The 20,475-nt window shown below is 63.6% G+C and carries 21 protein-coding genes; 10 read left to right on the top strand and 11 right to left on the bottom strand.

The window, feature by feature from the left end; genetic code table 11:
• The 3 genes from NKJ80_RS15695 to NKJ80_RS15685 all read right to left on the bottom strand — a co-directional run bounded on the left by NKJ80_RS15695 (position 1) and on the right by NKJ80_RS15685 (position 1,829).
• A complete protein-coding gene (locus tag NKJ80_RS15695; protein WP_023673063.1) occupies positions 1-207 on the bottom strand; it encodes a LacI family DNA-binding transcriptional regulator in 207 nt (68 codons plus the stop codon).
• Positions 208-421: 214 nt separating this feature from the next.
• Entirely contained in the window at positions 422-1,333 is a 912-nt protein-coding gene (iolE, locus tag NKJ80_RS15690) for a myo-inosose-2 dehydratase (RefSeq protein ID WP_023673064.1), read from the bottom strand.
• Positions 1,334-1,541: 208 nt separating this feature from the next.
• A complete protein-coding gene (locus NKJ80_RS15685) occupies positions 1,542-1,829 on the bottom strand; it encodes a DUF3175 domain-containing protein (protein WP_023673065.1) in 288 nt (95 codons plus the stop codon).
• Positions 1,830-2,060: 231 nt separating this feature from the next.
• Here NKJ80_RS15685 and NKJ80_RS15680 point away from each other — a divergent pair, with 231 nt between their 5' ends.
• The 7 genes from NKJ80_RS15680 (at position 2,061) to NKJ80_RS15650 (ending at position 10,043) form a co-directional block, all read left to right on the top strand.
• Positions 2,061-3,233, top strand: coding sequence for an MFS transporter (locus NKJ80_RS15680; protein ID WP_050587434.1), 1,173 nt, complete (start codon positions 2,061-2,063; stop codon positions 3,231-3,233).
• Positions 3,234-3,392: 159 nt separating this feature from the next.
• The gene (gene gntR / locus NKJ80_RS15675; RefSeq protein WP_352497884.1) at positions 3,393-4,421 is read left to right on the top strand and encodes an HTH-type transcriptional regulator GntR; all 1,029 of its coding nucleotides are present in this window, start codon (positions 3,393-3,395) and stop codon (positions 4,419-4,421) included.
• A gap of 321 nt (positions 4,422-4,742) precedes the next feature.
• A complete protein-coding gene (locus tag NKJ80_RS15670) occupies positions 4,743-5,867 on the top strand; it encodes a sugar ABC transporter substrate-binding protein (RefSeq protein ID WP_023682221.1) in 1,125 nt (374 codons plus the stop codon).
• A 93-nt stretch (positions 5,868-5,960) separates the two neighbouring features.
• Positions 5,961-7,526, top strand: a complete 1,566-nt coding sequence (locus NKJ80_RS15665; RefSeq protein ID WP_023712084.1) for a sugar ABC transporter ATP-binding protein — start codon at positions 5,961-5,963, stop codon at positions 7,524-7,526.
• The gene (locus tag NKJ80_RS15660; protein WP_023712083.1) at positions 7,523-8,503 is read left to right on the top strand and encodes an ABC transporter permease; all 981 of its coding nucleotides are present in this window, start codon (positions 7,523-7,525) and stop codon (positions 8,501-8,503) included. The genes NKJ80_RS15665 and NKJ80_RS15660 overlap by 4 nt, the downstream gene beginning before the upstream one ends.
• Complete coding sequence (locus tag NKJ80_RS15655) at positions 8,500-9,486, top strand: ABC transporter permease (protein ID WP_023673071.1); 987 nt, start codon at positions 8,500-8,502, stop codon at positions 9,484-9,486. The genes NKJ80_RS15660 and NKJ80_RS15655 overlap by 4 nt, the downstream gene beginning before the upstream one ends.
• A 2-nt stretch (positions 9,487-9,488) precedes the next feature.
• The gene (locus tag NKJ80_RS15650) at positions 9,489-10,043 is read left to right on the top strand and encodes a gluconokinase (RefSeq protein WP_352497883.1); all 555 of its coding nucleotides are present in this window, start codon (positions 9,489-9,491) and stop codon (positions 10,041-10,043) included.
• On the opposite strand, the gene NKJ80_RS15645 is transcribed toward NKJ80_RS15650, so the two are convergent.
• On the bottom strand, positions 10,038-11,183 hold the full coding sequence (locus tag NKJ80_RS15645) for a hypothetical protein (RefSeq protein ID WP_352497882.1): 1,146 nt from the start codon (positions 11,181-11,183) through the stop codon (positions 10,038-10,040). The two genes, NKJ80_RS15650 and NKJ80_RS15645, sit on opposite strands and share 6 nt — an antisense overlap.
• A gap of 113 nt (positions 11,184-11,296) precedes the next feature.
• On the opposite strand from NKJ80_RS15645, the gene NKJ80_RS15640 reads away from it, so the two are divergent.
• Complete coding sequence (locus NKJ80_RS15640; RefSeq protein WP_502902204.1) at positions 11,297-12,838, top strand: acyl--CoA ligase; 1,542 nt, start codon at positions 11,297-11,299, stop codon at positions 12,836-12,838.
• Between the two features lie 65 nt (positions 12,839-12,903).
• Here the strand turns inward: NKJ80_RS15640 and NKJ80_RS15635 are convergent, their stop codons facing one another.
• Both NKJ80_RS15635 and NKJ80_RS15630 read right to left on the bottom strand, forming a co-directional pair.
• On the bottom strand, positions 12,904-13,353 hold the full coding sequence (locus NKJ80_RS15635) for an RrF2 family transcriptional regulator (protein WP_023673075.1): 450 nt from the start codon (positions 13,351-13,353) through the stop codon (positions 12,904-12,906).
• A 260-nt stretch (positions 13,354-13,613) separates the two neighbouring features.
• Complete coding sequence (locus NKJ80_RS15630) at positions 13,614-14,600, bottom strand: sulfate ABC transporter substrate-binding protein (RefSeq protein WP_352497880.1); 987 nt, start codon at positions 14,598-14,600, stop codon at positions 13,614-13,616.
• Between the two features lie 240 nt (positions 14,601-14,840).
• On the opposite strand from NKJ80_RS15630, the gene NKJ80_RS15625 reads away from it, so the two are divergent.
• Complete coding sequence (locus tag NKJ80_RS15625) at positions 14,841-15,113, top strand: AbrB/MazE/SpoVT family DNA-binding domain-containing protein (RefSeq protein ID WP_023699657.1); 273 nt, start codon at positions 14,841-14,843, stop codon at positions 15,111-15,113.
• Positions 15,113-15,511: a type II toxin-antitoxin system VapC family toxin gene (locus NKJ80_RS15620; RefSeq protein ID WP_023673078.1), complete on the top strand. Its 399-nt coding sequence runs from the start codon at positions 15,113-15,115 to the stop codon at positions 15,509-15,511. Before NKJ80_RS15625 ends, NKJ80_RS15620 begins: the two co-directional genes overlap by 1 nt.
• A 14-nt stretch (positions 15,512-15,525) precedes the next feature.
• Here NKJ80_RS15620 and NKJ80_RS15615 read toward each other — a convergent pair whose 3' ends face one another.
• The 5 genes from NKJ80_RS15615 to NKJ80_RS15595 all read right to left on the bottom strand — a co-directional run bounded on the left by NKJ80_RS15615 (position 15,526) and on the right by NKJ80_RS15595 (position 20,325).
• On the bottom strand, positions 15,526-16,566 hold the full coding sequence (locus tag NKJ80_RS15615; RefSeq protein ID WP_023673079.1) for a sulfate/molybdate ABC transporter ATP-binding protein: 1,041 nt from the start codon (positions 16,564-16,566) through the stop codon (positions 15,526-15,528).
• Between the two features lie 69 nt (positions 16,567-16,635).
• Positions 16,636-17,520 (bottom strand): sulfate ABC transporter permease subunit CysW, encoded by an 885-nt coding sequence (gene cysW, locus NKJ80_RS15610; RefSeq protein WP_023690809.1) that lies wholly within the window; start codon positions 17,518-17,520, stop codon positions 16,636-16,638.
• Positions 17,513-18,364, bottom strand: a complete 852-nt coding sequence (gene cysT, locus NKJ80_RS15605; protein WP_023687973.1) for a sulfate ABC transporter permease subunit CysT — start codon at positions 18,362-18,364, stop codon at positions 17,513-17,515. Before cysT ends, cysW begins: the two co-directional genes overlap by 8 nt.
• Before the next feature lie 18 nt (positions 18,365-18,382).
• Entirely contained in the window at positions 18,383-19,411 is a 1,029-nt protein-coding gene (locus tag NKJ80_RS15600) for a sulfate ABC transporter substrate-binding protein (RefSeq protein WP_023673082.1), read from the bottom strand.
• 230 nt (positions 19,412-19,641) lie between these two features.
• Positions 19,642-20,325: a M15 family metallopeptidase gene (locus NKJ80_RS15595; RefSeq protein WP_352497879.1), complete on the bottom strand. Its 684-nt coding sequence runs from the start codon at positions 20,323-20,325 to the stop codon at positions 19,642-19,644.
• Between the last annotated feature and the right edge of the window lie 150 nt (positions 20,326-20,475).

Below are 20,475 nucleotides of genomic sequence, written 5' to 3'. Positions count from 1 at the left end.
CTAGTCTCCGACCAACCTGGCGGCGCGGGCGATCTTCTCTTCGTTAAGCAGGCAGACAGTCTCCAGCACCAGCCGTCTGGTTTCGGGACGGACCTCGCGGCTGTTCTTCAGCGCGCGGTGAACGGTTGCCGCGCCGAGTTCCGCCTTCTCGGCGATCTCACGGATGGTGCAAAGCCGTTCCATGCCGAGTGCCGCCTCGAATGCCATGTCGCTCCTCCATCTGCATCAAGGCATGCCTCGTCCCCAGCCTCAAGCTGGAAACGCCGGGCCGGCAACTCGGGGGCAAAAATTTCGATGCCAAGAACTGTGCGATCCGCGCCGCCAAGGGAGGGCGGCGGCGCGGATCGCCGGGCGCTTTCGCGTCGCTACCCCTACCGAGGCGCGCGCCCAACCGGCCCAACCACCAGCCCCCCGGCGGTGGTTAGGCCATGTCTCGTATTGCCACGTCGAACCCGGCCGCGCAGGCCGTTTTGAGAAGCGAAGCGTAACCTTTCGTGGCATAGGTCAAGGGGTGTGCCTTGGCCGGATCCTGCTCGGCCTCGACGACGATCCAGCCTTCGAAGCCATGGCTGGCCAGAGGCTGCAGCAGCGACAGGAAATCGACGGAGCCATCGCCGGGCACGGTGAAGATTCCTTCCATCACTGCCGCCATGAAACTCATGTCCTCGCGCCGTGCCTTCTCCAGCACGGCCGCGCGGACGTCCTTGCAATGGAAATGCACGATGCGGTCGAGATGCCGGTTCAGGAGGGAGGCCGGGTCGCCGCCTGAGAACAGACAATGGCCGGTATCGAACAGCAGGCCGACGCTCTTGCCGGTTGCGGCCATCAGCCTGTCGACCTCATCATCGCTCTCGACGATCGTGCCCATATGGTGATGGAAAGCCATGCCGACGCCGAAGGCAGCCATGCGGTCGGCGAGTTCGGTCAGCTTCTCGCCATAGGCGGTCCATTCGCCGTCAGCGAGGCGCGGACGCTGTGAGATCGGCGCGAAAATGCCGTCATGACGGCCGCGCGAGGTGTCGGCATAGACGACGACCTTGGCGCCGAGGTCGCGCAGCAGGGTCAGATGCGAGGTGAGGGCGGCGAATTCCTCGTCGACCGTGCGGTCCAGAATGCGGCCGTCATACCAGCCGGAGACGAGTTCCAGTCCGTAAGAAGACAGGATCGGTCCAAGCTCGTCGCTTCGCCTGGGGAATTTGCCGCCGAGTTCGGTGCCGCGATAGCCGGCCTGCCTGGTTTCCGACAGGCATGTCGCGAGCGGCGTATCGCCGCCGAGTGCGGGAACATCGTCATTGCTCCAGGTGATGGGATTGATGCCGATCTTGACCGTCATGCCGCTACTTCAAAGGGCTCGGGGAAACACAAAGCCGAGGCCGGCAAACTGAGGGGAAAGAGGACCTGTCACTAGGTCCAGTTGAGGTGAATTTGGCAGAGCCAATCGGGAGCGCTAAAGCGCGTCCCGTTTGAACGGACTAAGTCGACGCGCTTAGGTCTTTGCATGTCGTTGTCTCAAAACCGGCGCCACTTTTGAGCGACATGCATTAATCCTGCTGCGGCCTTCCGAAGGCCGCGCGCAGTTCGTCCTTGGCGTCCTCGAGCACTTTCCGGCGCGCCTGCGGCAGGTTCTTGCCGGCGCGGTTGATGTAGAAATTCAGCATCGACATGGCCGACTGAAACGGCTCGGCCTTGCGGCGGTCGCTGTGCTCGGCCGAGCGCTTGAGCGAGGCCGCGATCTTCCTGGCGTCGTCGGCTTCGAAGATGTGGTCCTCGAGGTCCATCGCATCGCTGTGCTCGGTCACCTCGGCCGACCATTTCTTTTTCGCGGTCATGACAAACTCCTTCCTGTCGCAAAAACTCGAGCAGGCCGCCGCCGGTTCCCGAGAAAGCCGCCGGGTCGCTGGAGCCACGGATCATGGCCCTGTGGCGCTGCCCGTCGCGGTGAATGCGCCGATAGTGGCGACACAACGGTCGACTTCCCAGGACCGTAGACAGGAAACGCCTTGACCCCGATCGTCGCCAATCAGGCGGATAGCCCCGGCATCGACAGCAGCTACGCCTGGATGCGGCTTGCCATCTCCATGCTGCTGGCGACGATCGGTGCGGTCGGCATGTGGGCCGTCGTCGTCGTGCTGCCGGCCGTGCAGGCCGAGTTCGGCGTTGACCGCGCCGCGGCATCGATGCCCTACACCGCAACCATGGTCGGCTTCGCCGCCGGCAATGTGCTGGTTGGCCGCGCGGTCGATCGCATGGGGTATTGGATCCCGGCACTGCTATCCTCGGTGGCTCTCGCCGCCGGCCTGCTGCTCGCCGCGCTGTCGACCTCTATCCTGCAATTCACCCTTGCCCAGGGCGTGCTGATTGGTGTCGGCACATCGGTGATCTTCGGGCCGCTGATCGCCGACATCTCGCACTGGTTCAACCGTCGGCGCGGCGTCGCCGTCACAGCTGCGGCGGCTGGCAACTATCTCGCCGGAGCGCTCTGGCCAACCATCATGCCGACACTGATCAAGGCGGAAGGCTGGCGCTTCACCTATGCCGGCATCGGTGTCTTCTGCCTGGTCACCATGGTGCCACTGGTGCTGTTGTTGCGGCGCGCTGCTCCGGCGGCGGCTGCCGCCGGTTCGCCCGGAAGCCGGCCAGTGCAGTCGATTTCGCTGTCGCCGGCGGCGTTACAGGTGCTGCTGATCGTTGCCGGTCTCGGCTGCTGCGTGGCGATGTCGATGCCGCAGGTGCACATCGTCGCCTATTGCATGGATCTTGGCTACGGCATTGCGCATGGCGCCGACATGCTGTCGATCATGATGGCGGCGGGCGTCGTCAGCCGGCTCGCCTCCGGCTTTGTCGCCGACCGCATCGGCGGCGTGAAAACCCTGCTTATCGGTTCCGTGCTGCAATGCCTGTCGCTTTTGTTTTACATCCCGTTCGACGGGCTTGCCTCGCTCTATGTCGTGTCGCTGGTGTTCGGCCTGTCGCAAGGCGGCATCGTGCCTTGCTATGCCATCATCGTGCGCGAATACCTGCCCGCCAGGGAGGCCGGCCAGCGTATCGGCATCGTCATGATGGCGACCATCTTCGGCATGGCGATCGGTGGCTGGATGTCGGGCTGGATCTACGACCTGACCGGCTCTTACGCCGCCGCGTTCCTCAACGGGATCGCGTGGAACTTGCTGAACATAGTGGCCATCGGGCTGCTGCTGTGGAAAGCAAAACGCAGTGCTGCCCTGATGGCTTAGGAAGGCAGGATTGCCCTGTTGCTTGACAAGGGCGATTGGCTGCGCGACGCCAGCAGGCGAGTGGGTGCGGCAGCAGCCGGTTGGCATGGTGGCAGTGGAAAAGCTGAACATGGTTTCGCAAGGGCGCAGCGGCCGGGGCCCGGCACGTGGAGGATGTCCATGACCAAGCCGCGCTCGCGTCGCGGGGGCGGCCGCCCGACCCTATCAGATGTGGCGCGCAAGGCCGGCGTCGGCGCCATTACCGTGTCGCGGGCGCTGCGCGAACCGGAACGCGTCAGCCAGGATCTGCGGCGCCAGATCCAGGCCGCCGTCGACGAACTCGGTTATGTCCCGGATCCCAATGCACGGGCACTGGCCTCGGCGCGCGCCGATGTGTTCGGCGTGCTGGTGCCGTCGCTGACCAACAACGTCTTCGCAGAAGTGGTGCGCGGCATCTATGACAGCCTGTCGGACGGCCCGTTCCGCGTCCAGCTCGGCAACACCCATTATTCCGGCCTCGAGGAGGAGCGCCTGCTGCAGGTGTTCGCACCGCAGCGCCCGGCGGCGCTGATCGTGGCCGGCATCGACCAGACGCCGACCTCGCGAAAGCTGCTGGAGAGCGCGGGCTGCCCGGTGGTGCAGGTGATGGAGACCGGGCCCGATCCGGTCGACATGCTGGTCGGCTTCTCGCATTTCGACGGCGGCCGCACCGCGACCGAGCATCTGATCGAGGCGGGCTGCCGGCGGATCGGCTTCATCGGCGCACGCATGGACCCGCGCTCGCAGCGGCGGCTTGCCGGCTATCGCGCGGCAATGGAGAAGGCCGGCCTGTTCGACCCGCGGCTCGTCACCACCACTCCGCTACTGTCCAGCGTGACGCTCGGCCGCGAGCTGCTTCGCGATGCGCTGGCCAAGATGCCGGCGCTCGACGGCGTCTTCTGCAACAATGACGACATCGCGCTCGGCGTTTTGTTCGAATGCCATAGCGCCGCGCTCGACGTGCCGAAAACAATCGGCATTGTCGGCTTCAACGACCTCGAAATGATGCAGGCGGCGTTCCCGCCGCTCACCAGTATCCGCACCCCTCGCTATGAAATCGGCCGTCGGTCTGTCGCCATGGCGCTGGCGGCGATCGCAGGACGAAGGCCTGAGCAGCGGGTCGTCGATCTCGGTTTCGAACTCAAGCCCCGCGAGAGCACCGCACGCTGAACACGCTTTGGCTGCCTCAGCAAATGGTGCTTTACACAACGTCATGGTAGCGCTACCATTTTCGTCGGGCAGACGTTTTGATGAAAGGCCGCCCCTGTTTATTATACATAAGCAACAGCTCATGCTTGTTTATTATGTATAATATGCTAGTTTCGTTTCTCGCCTGTGAAGCGGCGAGGGGGAGGGGATCGGGCCGGCTTCGGGCCCTTGAGACGTGGCGCCGGCCAGGCTGGAGGGCCTTCGGCGTGGAAAACACACCACGACAAACAGCATCAAATAAACAAGCAGCCGCAAATAAAACTACAACTGGGAGGAATATCTATGATCAAGTCACTTGTTGGTGGCATCGTTGCCGCCACTGCATTCGTCATGCTGAGTTCGTCGGCCATGGCCGACCCGGAAGTTGTCAAGGGACCGTCGGCTGAGCCGGATTGCTTTGCGCCCTGGGCGGCTGATACGCAGTTCTTCAAGTTCCCCAAGAAAGACGGCCCATACCGCATCGCGCTCGCCAATGGCTATATCGCCAACACTTGGCGCATCCAGATGGTGCAGACCGCCAAGGCCTATGCGGCCCAGCCGGAGGTCGCCGCGAAACTGAAGGAATTCAAGGTCGTCTCGACCGGCGAGGACGTGCCGGCTCAGATTTCGGCGATCAACAACTTCATCGATTCCGGCTATGACGCGATCGTCGTCAACGCCCAGAACCCGACCGCTTTCGGGCCGGTCATCAAGCGCGCCAAGGAAGCTGGCGTCATCCTCGTCGCCTTCGACAATATTCTCGATACCAAGGACGCCATCAACGTCAATGTCGATCAGAAGGGCCTTGGCGAATTGTGGGGCAAATGGCTGGTCGGCCATGTGCCGAATGGCGGCAAGGTGCTCGAAGTGCGCGGCGTTGCCGGAACTTCCGTGGACACCGACCGTCACAACGGCATCCATGAAGCGCTCGATGCCTCCGGCAAGAAATGGGACGTCACCGAGGTGGTCGGCAAATGGGACGACGGCGTGGCACAGAAGGCCACGGCCGACGCCATTGCCACCAACGGTCCGTTCGACGGTATCACCGGGCAAGGCGGCGACACCGGCATCGTGCAGGCGATGATCGATGCCAAGCATGCTTTCGTGCCGTTCGGCGGCGAGACCGAGAACGGTTTCCGCAAGTTCTGCGCGGCACATGCCGGCGACGGGCTGAAATGCTCATCGGCCGGCACCGGTCCGGCGCAGGTCGCGGTCGCCATCAAGACGGCGATTGCCGCGCTCGAAGGCAACGTCGTGCCGCAAGCGGTGAAGCTGCCGCTGGCGATCGTCGAGGATCCGAACTTCAAGGCCGGTCAGGATTTCTTCCCCGACCAGTCCGACAATTTCTTCGTCGGCAATTCCTTCCCGACCTGCGGCATCAATTTCACCGCGCAGGAAATTATGGGTCAGACCAAAGCTGACCAATAGGGCTGACCAATAGGCGGCATATCCGGCGCCGCGGGATCTCCGCGGCGCCGGCCACTCGATATCCCTTGAAGTCAAACTGCCTCGGGAGGGCCGATGGACGGTGCGGTTCCGCTCTTCCGGATGGAAGGCATATCCAAGCGCTATGGTGGTGTGCGGGCGCTGGAAAAGGCCGAGCTTTCGGTCTCGTCCGGTAGCATCCACGCCATTCTCGGCGAAAACGGCGCCGGCAAATCGACGCTGATCAAGGTCATGGCGGGCGTCGTCGCGCCCGACGAAGGCCGCATGATGCTGAACGGCAGCGAGGTGACGTTCGCTTCGCCTGCTGCTGCAAACAAGTCCGGCATCGTCTGCATCTTCCAGGAGCTGTCGCTGGTTCCCGAACTCAGCGTTGCCGACAACATCGTCATCTCCGATCCGCCGAAGCGTTTCGGCATGATCGACCGCAAGGCGCAGCGCCGCATTGCCGAGGATGCGCTGGCACGCGCAGGTGCGGCCGACATCCATCCATTGGCGCTGGTCAAGGATCTTCCGCTTTCAAGAAGACAGATGGTCGAGATTGCCAAGGCATTGGCCAGGAAGCCGCGCATCCTGATCCTCGACGAGGCGACCTCGGCGCTGACCGCGACGGACGTCGCCAGGATATTCAGCGTGCTCAAGCGGTTGCGCTCGGAAGGGCTGGCGCTGCTTTACATTTCGCACCGCATGAACGAGATCGCCGAGCTTGCCGACCACTGCACGGTGTTTCGCAACGGCCGCAATGTCGCCAGCTACAAGGCAGGCACAAAGAGCGACAACGAAGTCGTCGAACTGATGATCGGGCGCGAATACAGCCATATTTTCCCGCCGAAACCCGCGCGCACCGCAGCCGCCGCCGTTCCCGTGCTGGAGGCGCGCAAGCTGTCCTGGACGGACCGGCTGGACAATGTCTCGCTGACGGTCGGGGCAGGCGAGGTCGTCGGCCTTGGCGGCCTGGACGGCCAGGGCCAGCGCGAATTGCTGCTTGCCTTTTTCGGTGTGCTGCGCGGCCTCGGCGGCCAGATCCTTATCGACGGCAAGCCTGTTTCGATCGCCAGCCCCCAAGCGGCGCGCGACGACCGCATCGGCATGGCGCTGATCCCGGAGGACCGCAAGACCGAAGGCCTGATGCTGCCGATGACGGTGCGGGAGAACCTGTCCTTTGCCGCCCTAGACCGGCTGTCCAAGGCCGGCATCATCGACCGCGCCGCCGAACAGCGGCTGATCGACGACATGGTCGGGCTGCTGGCGATCAAGACGGCCGGCCTCGACATTCCGGTCGGTGCGCTGTCGGGGGGCAACCAGCAGAAGGTGGTCATCGCCAAATGGCTGATGCGCCAGCCGCGTATCATCCTGCTCAACGATCCGACGCGCGGCATCGACGTCGGCACCAAGCAGGAACTCTATCAACTGATGCGCAAGCTGGCGGATGCGGGGGCGGCGATCCTGTTCTATTCAACCGACTATGACGAACTGATCGGCTGCTGCGACCGCGTGCTGGTGCTCTATGACGGCGCGGTCAAGCGCGAGCTGGTCGGAGCCGAGATCACCGAGCGGGCGCTCATTGCAAGCGCGCTCAACATCCAGGGCGATGACGCCGGCGCAAGGGACGATGCCGGCGCAAGACAGGGAGCGGACGCGTGAAAGAGTGGCGCTACTGGCTGGCCGAGCAGCGCGGAACACTGATGGCACTCGGCATATTCATTGTCATGTTCGTCATCTACACCTCGAACCATCCGGCGGGCTTCACCGCCAATGTCGTGCAGACGGCGTCCAACAAGGGCGTGCTGCTCGCCTTCGTCGCCATGGCGCAGACACTGGTCGTGATCACCGCCGGCATCGACCTCTCCGTCGGCATGATCTTCACGCTGACCAATTGCCTCGCCTCCTGGGTGGTCATCGGCACCGGCCTCGAGACCGCTTTCGGCGTCATCGCCGTGCTCGGCACCGGGCTCCTTTGCGGGGCGATCAACGGCGCCATCGTCATCTACGGCCGCCTGCAGCCGATCGTCGCCACGATCGCCACGGGTGCGGTCTATTTCGGCATCGCGCTGCTGCTCAGGCCGTTTCCCGGTGGTTCGGTCAACGAAGGTCTCGCCGACGCGCTGACCGGACGCCTGTTCGGCGTGGTGCCGGCGAGCCTGGTCGTGCTGCTCGCCGTCGTGCTCGTGGTCTGGGTGCCGTTCAGCCGCTCGGTGCTCGGGCGCGCGGCCTATGCGGCCGGGTCCTCGGAGACGGCGGCCTACATGTCCGGTGTGCCGATAAGGCGCGGCAAGTTCGCTGCCTACGCGCTCGCAGGCCTGTTGGCCGCGATCGGCGGACTGTTCCTGACCTTCTTCACCTATACCGGCGATGCAGCCTATGCCAGCGGCAACGCCTATACGCTGTTTTCGATTGCCGCGGTGGTGCTGGGCGGCGTCTCGCTGTTCGGCGGCAAAGGCAGCGCCATCGGCGCCATCTTCGGCGCCTTGGCCTTCCGCACCATCGGCGACCTGTTGTTCGTGTTCGATTTCGACCCGCTATGGCAGCCACTGTTCCAGGGCGTTATCCTGCTGGTTGCGGTCAGCCTCGGCGCCTTCGCACTGTTTCGGGTCCGCAACCGGCTGGAGTGGTTCCTGTGAGCGAAACGACGTTGGGCGGCATAGCCGGCCGCATGCCGAAATTCATCCGCCGCGCCGATCCGGCGGTGCTGACGGCCTTCGCCTGCATCGTGCTGTTGCTGTTCCTAGGCAGCCTCTATTCCAGGAGCTTTCTGTCGCCTGAATATCTCTTGCAGCAGCTCAAGGTGGCCTCGTTCCTCGGCGTCATCGCCACAGGCATGATGCTGGTCATCCTGCTAGGCCAGATCGACCTGTCGGTGCCGTGGGCGGTGGCGGCGGGCGCGATGATGGCGTGTGCGGCTGCGGCCTATGGCCCGATCGGTGTGGCGCTGGCCATCCCGTTCGGCATCTTCTGCGGGGTGCTGATCGGCATCGTCAACGGCTTTGGCGTCGCCTATCTGCGCATACCCTCGATGATCATCACGCTCGCCACCAACGCTGTCGCGCAAGGGCTCATGGTCGTTTATACCGGCGGCTACTCGCCACAGGATTCGGCCACCGGCGCCATGCGCTATCTTGCGACAGGTTTTACCATTCCTGGCGTGCCTAACGCCGTCATCATCTGGGCGCTGATTGGCGCTGCGATGGTGTTCGTGCTGTCCCGCACCAGCTTCGGCCGCACCGTCTACGGCATCGGCAACCGCGAGCGTGCCGCCTATCTCTCCGGCATCGATACAAGGCGCGTGGTGATGATCGCCTTCGCTATCTCAGGCGGGCTGTCCGCCTTTGGCGGGGTGCTTCTCGCCGGCTATGCCTCCAAGGCGGCGCAATCGATGGGCGATGCCTATCTCTTGCCGTCGATCGCCGCCGTGGTTCTGGGCGGCACCTCGATCCTGGGTGGCCGCGGCTCCTATCTCGGCACCGTCGCCGGTGTCATCCTGATCACGCTCCTGCAGTCCATCCTTTCGGTCATGCAGATGCCGGAGGCGGGGCGGCAGATCGTCTATGGCCTGGTCATCGTTGCCATGCTCCTGCTCTACGGCCGCGCGCCGGCAAGCCGCTGACCGTGGACGAAAAGACCGCAAAGGCGCCAATGGGCGCTACCCGCTCAGTGCCTCGGGCCATTGTGGTGATGGGCGTCGCCGGCTGCGGAAAATCGGCTGTCGGCAAGGCATTGGCAGCAGAGGAAGGGGCCGTCTTTGTCGAAGGCGACAGGCTGCACCCGCCCGAAAACGTCGCCCGCATGGCGAGCGGCGAGCCGCTCACAGATCAACTGCGTGAGGGCTGGCTCGATGCCATCGGCGAGCGGATCGCCGACCTGACCGGCAGCGGCCAAAGCGTGGTTGCCGCCTGCTCGGCGCTGAAGCGCAGCTACCGCGATCGTCTGCGTGGCTTCCGCCGGGATATCGATTTCATCTATCTGAAGATCGATCCCGCAACCGCCAAGCAGCGTGTCGCCAACCGCAAGGGCCATTTCATGCCGGCAAGCCTGGTCGAAAGCCAGTTCGCCATCCTTGAGCCGCCTGGCGCCGACGAGCGGGCGCTGACGGCCGACGCCACACTTCCAGTGGCTGAGATCGTCACCGCCGTTGCCAGCCTGCTGGCCGGCGCAAAATCATGAACCACCCTCGTCGGGCAAGGCGGTTTCCGGCCGTTCGGTGAACCGGTCGGCGCCGGACCAGACCATCATTTGCTCGGGATAGAGTTTCAGCGCCTCCAGCAAGCGGTCGCGCTTGAGCAATATGTACTCGGCCTGCAGCGCCATGTTCTTGGCGCCGGCTCTGGCCGCGCGCTCGCCGGCCTCTGCCGGGGCCGGCACCAGTTCGGGACTTAGGACGGCGCGGTATTGGCGGAACGGATCGGTCTCGAAGGTCGACATGGAAAACAGCGCCGCCTTGCCTCTGGCAGCGAAATTCGTCGGCGCCGAAGCCAGGTGGGTCCAGCCGCTCTCGCCAAGGCCGACTTCGGTGAATGTCGAGCCGGCATGCACCGTGTTGGTCACCAACACCACGCCGTTGCTGCCAAGGATCTTCTGGATCCGGCCGGTGACCTGGTAGGCGTCGCTGCGGTCGAACACGATCCGGCTTTTCAGGAAACGGTTCTCGACCCGAACCATCGGCGGGTTCAGGAAGCGCAAGCCGAAGGTCGAATCGGATATGCCGTGAGCCCTGACGCTGAGCTGGTGTGTCTCGATGCCGGCTTCATGGAGAGCGCGTTTGCCGATGATGGTCTGGGTCGTGAACTGATCGCACCAGATGATAGCGCCGTGGCCGCGCTTCAGCGCCGCTTGCAGGCCTTCCAGGCCCTCCAGCCGGATATCAGGTGACCAGCGGCGGCCGATGAGATGCGCGGCAAGTAGCAAACGCCGGCGGTGGTTGGCGCAGAGCAAGGCCCTGAACTGCCTTTGCGCATCGATGCCATTGCCGAGCACGGCGCGCGTCGCGGCGGCGTAGCGCACGAAATCCTTGCGGATATGGCGCTTGAGGCGCAGCCCCGATACGCGGCTGCAGATCGCGGCCCACCAATTGACCGGCAGCGATGCCGCGACGCCGATGTAGAAGGCGGCCAGCAGCAGCTCGCGGAGATCCCTGTTGTTGAAGGTGCGCAACTTGCCGGCGCGGACCTGCTTGCGGCTGAAGAAGCGGACATGCTCGGCGCGTTCGGGCACCAGGATGTCGGCGATGATTTCCGTATGATAAATGACGGCGGAAGATGGTGTCCGGTCGGCTTTCCGGGATTTTCCCAACCACGGCAGCCTCATCCGATCGGTGTCCACCTGTTCTTGCGTGCGTCCGGAAATCGCTTTACTGCGTCTGCCACGGGCGCGCAATCGGCGCCGGCAAGGCCATGGTGAACGCCATTCAGGGTTCGAACTTGAAACAGGCCCTATCGGTAGCACTTCCCCAACTGGCGCCCTGGCGGCCGGCTGCGGTGGCGCTGATGGCGCCGGACCGGCCATCCCTGAGCTTTGCCGGCCTCGCCAATCTTGTCGACAAGCTCTGCGGCGATCTCGCCAGGCGTGGCGTTGCCCGCGGCACGGCCGTCGGCATCGTCTTGCCCAACGGCCCGGAAATGGCGGCCTGTTTCCTAGCGGTCTCGGCGTTGGCGACGGCGGCGCCGCTCAATCCGGCTTACGGCGAAGACGAATTCCGCTTCTATCTCGGCGATCTCGATGTGAAGCTGCTGCTGTGCGGACAAGGCATGGGCGATGCCGCGCGCAACGCCGCAAAGGGGCACGGCATTGCGGTGCTCGACGTCGTCGTGACTGACGGCGCCAAGGCCGGCGAGTTTCTGCTGGCGGGCGACGCCGAGGTGGAGGCTGCCAGCGAGGCTCGCCTCGACGATATGCAGTTCAACGGACCCGACGATTTCGCGCTTGTCCTGCACACATCGGGAACCACGGCGCGACCGAAGATCGTCGGCTTGCGGCAGCGCAATCTGCAGGCATCGATGGCCAACATCGCCAGCACCCTGGCGCTGTCGGCAAACGATATGTGTCTCAACGTGATGCCGCTGTTCCACATTCACGGGCTGATGGCGGCGCTCAGCGCACAGCTGGCAGTCGGCGGCGCTGTTGTCTGCACGCCGGGCTTCAACCCGCTCAAATTCTACGGCTGGCTGGGCGATTTCCGGCCGAGCTGGTACAGCGCGGTGCCGACCATGCATCAGGCGATCCTGGCGCGCGCCGCCCGCAATGGCGAAACCATCGCGGCTGCGCGGCTGCGCTTCATCCGCTCGTCTTCGGCAGCGCTTCCCGACACCGTGTTCCGCGACCTCGAGCGCGTCTTCGGCTGTCCGGTGGTCGAGGCCTATGGCATGACCGAGGCGGCGCACCAGATGACATCCAACGGCCTGCCGCCGGCACGCCGCAAGCCAGGCTCGGTCGGCCTGCCTGCGGGTCCGCAGGTGACGATCCTGGACGACAAGGGGACGATCCTGCCGGCGGGTAAAAAGGGCGAGATCGCGGTGCGCGGCGCCAACATCCATGATGGCTATCTCGACAATCCGGTGGCCAATGAAGCTGCCTTCAGCGATGGCTGGTTCCGCACCGGCGACCAGGGCCTCATCGACGAGGATGGCGATCTGAAGATCACCGGGCGGCTGAAGGAGATCATCAATCGCGGCGGCGAAAAGATCTCGCCGCTTGAGGTCGACAATGTGCTGCTCGATCATCCGCTGGTGGCGCAGGCGGTGACCTTCGCCGTGCCGCACGCCATGCTCGGCGAAGAGGTGGGTGCGGCCATCGTGCTGGCCGAGGGCGCCACCGCCGATGCCGAGCAGATTCGTGATTTCGCGCGCAGCCGGATCGTCGAGTTCAAGGTGCCGCGCCACATCCTGTTTCTCCAGGAGATACCCAAGGGTCCCACCGGCAAAATCCAGCGCGTCGGCCTGGCCGGCAAGCTCGGCCTGGTCTGAGGACTCTCATTTCAGCATGATCTTGTCCGAAAACCGGTTCGCACTTTTCGGGACCATGCTCTAATTTAGATCTGCGATGTCAGCTCGACCGGAAAATCATCATTGTCGGCGTCGCGCATGGCGGCGAGGCTGCGATTGTCCAGCACTTCGGCGATCGCCTGGCGCACTTCCAGCATCATGTGCCGGACCTGGCAGGTCGCCTCGTCGCAATCCTCGCAGCGCTGGTATTGCGTGCGGCTGGCGCAGGGTATGGGAGCGAGCGGGCCGTCCAGCACGCGCACGACGTGGCCGATCTTGATTTCGGAAGCCGGCCGGGCGAGGCGATAACCGCCTTCCTTGCCCTTGCGGCTGAGGACGAAGCCGGCATTGCGCAGCTCGCCCAGAATGGCATCCAGAAATTTCTTCGGGATGTTGTTGGCGATCGCGATGTCGTTGACGAATGCAAGCTGGCCGACCGGCAGGCCGGAAAGATGCACGAGGGCCTTGAGGCCGTATTTGCCTTTTTTGGTAAGCATGCCCGCTTCAGTTCATGAAAACCCCAACCACCCGCATCTGGCGGTTGTTTGTGTGCAAATCATGACGTTTCGCCTGAACAACCCGGTTTCGCGTAGAACAAGCCGCCCGGTTGAGATGTTAGGCACAAAGGCGTTGATTCTTTGTAACGTTTTCGCCGATCGCGACAGATTCCGCCTGAAAGCCGTTTGTCGGCGCGCGAAATCAAAAAAGCCGGCAAAGCGCCGGCTTTCTTGTGAGGTGAGGTCGAACGCTGCTGATATCAGCGGCTGCCATAGGTCTGGTCGAGCAGACCGCCGGCGGCGAAGTGCTCCTTCTGTACCTTGTCCCAGCCGCCAAAGACGTCTTCCACCGTCAGCAGGCGGACATCGGGGAAGTCGGCCTTGTATTTTGCCGCGACTTCAGCGTTGCGGGCGCGCAGGCCATTTTCAGCCGCGATGGTCTGGCCCTCGGGCGTGTAGAGGAAGTCGAGATAGGTCTTGGCGAGGTCACGGCTGCCGTGCTCGTCGGCGACCTTGTCGACGATCGCCACCGGGAATTCGGCGAGCAGGCTGACCGTTGGCGTGACCTGTTCGAACTTGTCGTTGCCATACTCCTTGCGGATGCCGCGCGTTTCCGACTCGAAGGTGATCAGCACGTCGCCGATCTCGCGCTGCACGAAGGTGGTGGTGGCGGCGCGCCCGCCGGTGTCGAAGATCGGCACGTTGTTGAACAGCTTGGTGACGAACTCCTTCACCTTGGCGTCGTCGCCCTTGAAGGCTTCCTTGGCGTAGGCGGTTGCGGCCAGATAGGTGTAGCGCGCATTGCCCGAGGTCTTGGGGTTGGGGAAGATCACCTGCACGTCGTCGCTCACGAGGTCGTTCCAGTCCTTGATGTGCTTGGGGTTGCCCGCGCGGACGAGAAAGGATGGGAGCGAATAGAAGGGCGAGGCGTTGTCGGGGAAATCCTTCTGCCAGTCGGCGGAGACAAGGCCTTTCTTGACCAGAAAGTCGATGTCGGTGACCTGGTTGAAGGTGACGACATCGGCGCCGAGGCCTTCGGCAATGGCGCGCGCCTGCGCCGAGGTGCCGGCGTGCGACTGGTCGACGGTGACGCCCGGATGGCCGGCGACGAAAGCCTTGTTCACCTGGGCGAACAATTCGCGGCCGACATCATAGGAAGCGTTGAGCAATTTGTCGGCCGACCAGGCCTGCGAACAGGCGAGGATCAGGCCGGCGACAGTGGCGACGCTGAGGAAAAATCGCTTCATGAAAACAGGCTCCGATGTGCAATGCGTTGCCAGAACATAGCCGGGCCGGAGGGTGTACTGCGAGGCACACGGGGCAGACGTATGGCGTTGCAGCGAAAAAGAAATCGCTGAAGCAGGTTATCGGCGAAATTTCATTCCAGCCGAAATGCCGATGCGTTGGGGTTTTCTGTGGTTTGCAATTCGAGGCCGAGTGGCATATACAAATGGCATATACAAGTGGAACAGACAGGGGAGGCTGCCATGCCGCAGCACCGTCACTCAATACCACCGCCCAGGGAGGCGAAGTTGTTTCGCAACAACCGCAGTCAGGCGGTTCGCATCCCTGTCGAATTCGAGCTGCCTGGCGAGAAGGTCCTGATCAGCCGCGATGGCAACCGGCTGATCATCGAGCCGGTCCGTCAACCAGGCCTCACCGCCTTGCTCACCCAATGGGCGAAAGAGCCGCCGCTTGGTCCTGAAGACGACTTTCCCGAGATCCATGATGCGCCCGTGGGGCCTGAGGATATCTTTTGATGCGGTTCATGCTGGACACCAACATTCTCAGCGACATGATCCGAAACCCTGCCGGCAAGGCTGCCAGTGCGGCGGTTCGCGCGGGAGACGGTGCCCTGTGCACCAGCATCGTTGTCGCCTCGGAGCTGCGTTATGGCTGCGCCCGCAAGAGATCGGCCAAGCTGCTCGCCAAGGTGGAGGAATTGCTCGCCGAGGTTCCTGTGTTGCCGCTCGATGTGCCGATGGATAACGAATACGGAGCACTTCGTGCCGAGCTGGAGGCCAGAGGCCAGCCAATCGGCCACAATGATCTTTTCATTGCTGCCCATGCCTGTGTGTTGGGGACGACTCTGGTGACGGCCAACACCGCTGAGTTCCGTCGGATCAAGGGCCTGACGGTCGAGAACTGGCTGGAGTAGCGCCGGATCGATGTCTATGCCGCCGGGAAAAGCTTCCAGCGCCTCGGCCTGAACGCCACCCGGCTCTTCTGCGCCGCAGGATGGTCCACAGGCAGTTCGATCTCGACGCGCTGGCGCTCGCCGCCGATTTCCAGTTCGACGCGTCTTGTGCCGGCGACGCGGCGGCTGGCGGCGACCGTGCCGGCGATGCAGCCGCTGCAGCCGTCGAGCAGTTCGATATCGTGCGGGCGGAAGTACAGCGTCGCATCGCCCTCGGGTGCGTGCGGCGCCGACACGCCGATCGGACGGTCGGCGAGCCAGATCTCGCCATTCTCAACCTTGACCGGCAGCATGCTCGATTCGCCGATGAAGGAGTAGACGAAGGGCGAGTTCGGCGTGTCGTAGATCTCGTCGGCGGAGCCGACCTGCTCGATGCGGCCCTGGCTCATCACCACGACGCGGTCGGCAAGCTCGAGCGCCTCTTCCTGGTCGTGGGTGACGAAGACGGTGGTGTGGCCGGTACGGTCATGGATCTCGCGCAGCCAGCGGCGCAGTTCCCGGCGCACCTGCGCATCGAGCGCGCCGAACGGCTCGTCGAGCAACAGCACCTTGGGCTCGATGGCCATGGCCCGGGCGAGCGCCACGCGCTGGCGCTGGCCACCCGAAAGTTGCGCCGGATAGCGCTTTTCCAGGCCGGAAAGCTGAACGAGATCGAGCAGTTCGGAGGCGCGTCGGCGGATTTCGGCCGCCGGTGGTCGCGACGGTCCATGCCGCACCTTGAGGCCGAAGCCGATATTGTCGGCGACCGTCATGTGCCGGAAGAGCGCATAGTGCTGGAAGACGAAGCCGACATTGCGCTCCTGGATCGAGCGGTGCGAGGCGTCCTCGTCGCCGAAGAAGATCTTTCCGCGCGTCGGCCGCTCCAGGCCGGCGATAAGCCTCAGCAGCGTCGTCTTGCCGGAGCCGGATGGCCCAAGCAGCGCGATCAGCTCACCCGACTTGATGTCAAGCGATACGTCATGGAGGGCGGGAAACCGGTCAAACTCCTTGCGTACGTTGGCAACGCGAACTTCCATCAAATGTCCCTTTTTAGTGGATGCATGTCGTTATCCCAAAACCGCTTCACACTTTTGGGCGACATGCATCTAATGCCCGCGCGTCGCGGCGATCTCGGCGCCGTAGCGCATCTCGAGAAGTGTTTTCAAGACCAGCGTGACCAGCGCCAGGCCGGCAAGCAGCGAAGCGACGGCAAAAGCGCCGACGGCGTTGTACTCGTTGTAGAGGATTTCGACATGCAACGGCATGGTGTTGGTCAGCCCGCGTATGTGGCCCGACACGACCGAGACCGCGCCGAATTCGCCCATCGAGCGGGCGTTGCACAGAAGCACGCCGTAGAGCAATCCCCATTTGACGTTGGGCAGCGTCACGTACCAGAAGGTCTGCCAGCCATTGGCGCCCAGAGAGAGCGCGGCTTCCTCGTCGCCGTTGCCCTGTTCCTGCATCAGCGGGATCAGTTCGCGGGCAACGAAGGGGAAGGTGACGAAGATGGTCGCGAGCACGATGCCGGGCACGGCGAACAAGATCTGGATGCCGTGCGCCTTCAGCCATTCACCGAACAGTCCCTGAGCGCCAAACAAAAGCACATAGACCAGGCCGGAAATGACCGGCGAGACCGAGAAGGGCAGGTCGATCAGCGTGGTTAGAAAAGCCTTGCCCTTGAACTCGAACTTGGCGATCGCCCAGGCAGCCGAAATGCCGAAGACGACGTTGAGCGGAACGGCGATCACCGCCACCAGCAGCGTCAGCCGGATCGCCGAGCGCGTATCGGGATTGGAGAGCGATTCCGTGTAGGCGCCAATGCCTTTCGCCAGCGCCTCGTGGAAGACGATGATCAGCGGCAGCAGCAGGAAGATGGCGAGGAAGGCGAAGGCCACCGCCATCAGCAGCAGCCGCACCGGCCGGCTTTCGGTCACCGCCGCCGACCGGCTCTCGTGATGCGGTTCGTAGGATTTGATCTCGGGGTCAGCCATAGCGCTTGCGACTCCATGACTGCGCCAGGTTGATGACCAGCAGCATCACGAACGACAGCAAAAGCATGATCGCCGCGATCGCGGTGGCCGCCGGATAATTGTACTCCTCGAGCCGGATGACGATCAGAAGCGGTGCGATCTCCGACTTGTAGGGAAGGTTGCCGGCGATGAAGATGACCGAGCCGTATTCGCCGACGCCGCGCGCGAAAGCGAGTGAGAAGCCGGTGATGATGGCCGGCGCCAGGCCGGGAAACAGGATGCGGGTGATGATCTGGAAGCGGTTGGCGCCGAGCGTCGCAGCGGCCTCCTCCACTTCCTTGTCGATCTCCTCCATGATCGGCTGCACCGTGCGCACGACAAACGGCAGGCCGATGAAGACAAGCGCCACGACAATGCCGAGCGGCGTGTACGCGACCTTGATGCCGAGCGGCGCCAGGAGATGGCCGATCCAGCCATTGGGCGCATAAAGAGTGGTCAGCGCAATGCCCGCGACCGCGGTCGGCAGCGCGAAGGGCAGGTCGACCATGGCGTCGACGACGCGGCGGCCGGGGAAGCGGTAGCGCACCAGCACCCAGGCGACGAGCGTGCCGAAGACGACGTTGACGGCGGCTGCGATGAAGGCTGTGCCGAAGCTGATTTCGAGTGCGTTGATGGTCCGGCGGTCGGTGGCGATCGCCCAGAAATCGGTCCAGCCGAGGGCTGCCGAGCGCCAGATCAGGCCCGACAGGGGGATGAGGATGATGAGCGTGAGGTAGGCAAGCGAGAAGCCGAGCGTCAATCCGAAACCCGGAATGACACTCGGCTGTCTGAATCGCCACCCCGCCTTGGCGGGTGCTATGGTCATGTCGTCCTGATCTAAATCCTACTGGGCCGGCTTGTAGATCTGGTCGAATATACCACCATCGCCGAAATGATAAGGCTGTGCCTTCTTCCAGCCGCCAAAAAGCGGATCGTCGATGGAGATCAGCTTGATTTCGGGCGTCTTCGGAATGTCAGCCGCATCCACCAGCTCGGGCTTGGCCGGACGATAGTGGTTCTTGGCGATGATCGTCTGGGCTTCCTTGGAATAGAGCCAGCCGAGATAGGCTTCGGCGACCTTGCGGGTGCCCTTGGCATCGACATTGGCGTCGACGATCGCCACCGGCGGCTCGGCCAGGATCGAGGTCGGGGGATAGACGATCTCGAAATTGTCGGCTCCGAATTCATTGAGCGCCAGATAGGCGTCGTTTTCCCAGCCGATCAGCACGTCGCCGATGCCCTTTTGCGCGAAGGTGACCGTCGAGCCGCGCGCACCGGTGTCGAGCACCGGAGCATTGGCGTAGAGCTTGCCGACGAATTCCTTGTTCTTGGCCTCGTCGCCGCCATCATTGGCGTTGGCATAGGCCCAGGCGGCAAGGTAGTTCCAGCGGGCGCCACCCGACGTCTTCGGGTTCGGCGTGATCACCTGGACACCGTCCTTGACCAGATCGCTCCAGTCGTGGATGCCCTTCGGGTTGCCCTTGCGGACCAGGAAGATGATGGTCGAGGTGTAAGGCGCCGAATTGTTCTCGAACTTCTTGCGCCAGTCCGGGTTGATCTTCTTCGACTTGGTGACGATGGCGTTGATGTCGCCTTCGAGCGCCAGCGTGACCACATCGGCATCGAGGCCGTCGATCACGGCGCGGGCCTGGGCGCCGGAGCCGCCATGCGATTGCTGGATGGTGACCGTCTCGCCGGTCTCGGCCTTCCAGTGTGCGACGAAGGCTTCGTCATAGGCCTTGTAGAGTTCGCGTGTCGGGTCGTAGGACACGTTCAGAATGGTCGTATCGGCAAACGCGAAACCGAGCGTGCCGAACTGGATCGATGTGGCGACCAGTGCGCCGAGCAGTTTCTTGAAATGAGGTTTGGTCATTTCCGCCTCCGTTGATGACGGCTGAACTCTATCGAATTGATAGAAATTAGATGCATTCAACGTTGCATTTTTTGTCCCCCCGAAGGAAATTTTCGCCGATATTGGGTTTCGGAAGGAAATATTTTCCTCATATTGGTCTAACCCGAATCCGGCCGGTTTGACGCTATCTAGGAGCTGACAGCGCAGAAGCAAGGCCGAGCGAGGGAAGGCTCGGTGTAGCACCGGGCGGTTCAGCCCGCAGTGATGGGAAAATCGAAGCGCAGCTTTGGATACGGCTCATCCCGAAGCGTGTAGTGCCACCACTCGCGCGCATAATTCTTGAAGCCGCCGGCGCGCATGGCGTCGAGCAGCCTTTTGCGGTTTGCCGCCGCTTCTGCCGCCAATGGGCGATGGGCGGTTTCGCTTGCCGGGTCGAAACAGTCGAAGCTGGTGCCGAAACCGAGCGTGGCGGCGCCGGCCGCGCCGCAAGCGGCGGATGACTTGTTCTTGCCGTCGCTGCGGGCGATGGCTACATCGACGGTCGAGCCGCGCGAATGGGTTGACAATTCGCCGATATAGCCCTTGGCGATGAGGTCGCCGCGCTGCACCTGAGGGTACCATTGCGGATCGGGCGGGCCGCCCTCTCTGGTCCATTTGCCCATGTCGGCAACGGCGCGGGCCGGGCGGTAGCAGTCGAAGACGACCAGCGTCAGGCCATCGGCGGCGAGCGCTTTCTGCACACCGGACAGCGCTTGCGCAGCTTGCTTCGTGAGGATGCAGATTGGGGCGTCGTAGCCATCGGCCTTGCGATGCAGGAAATTTTCCAGGCCGGCATAGCGGATGTCCTGGCGGATCGAGGGATCGACATCGGCCAAGCGGACGAAGCCGGCGGGCAGGGGATCGGCGTCGGCGGGGGAGCAAGTCGAAACGAACATGGATAGGGCTAAGGCCAATCCTCGATGCAAGCGCTTCGGCACACCCCCCTCTGGGGGGGGGGGGCGGGGGGGGGGCGGGGCGGCGGGGGGGGGGGGGGCGCGGGGGCGGGGGGGGGGGCGCACACCCCCGCCAAGAGGGGGGGGCGGAGT

It is taken from the genome of Mesorhizobium sp. M0030, from assembly GCF_040323695.1.
Taxonomy (GTDB): Bacteria; Pseudomonadota; Alphaproteobacteria; order Rhizobiales; family Rhizobiaceae; genus Mesorhizobium.
This window is presented reverse-complemented; position numbering and strand designations above follow the sequence as displayed.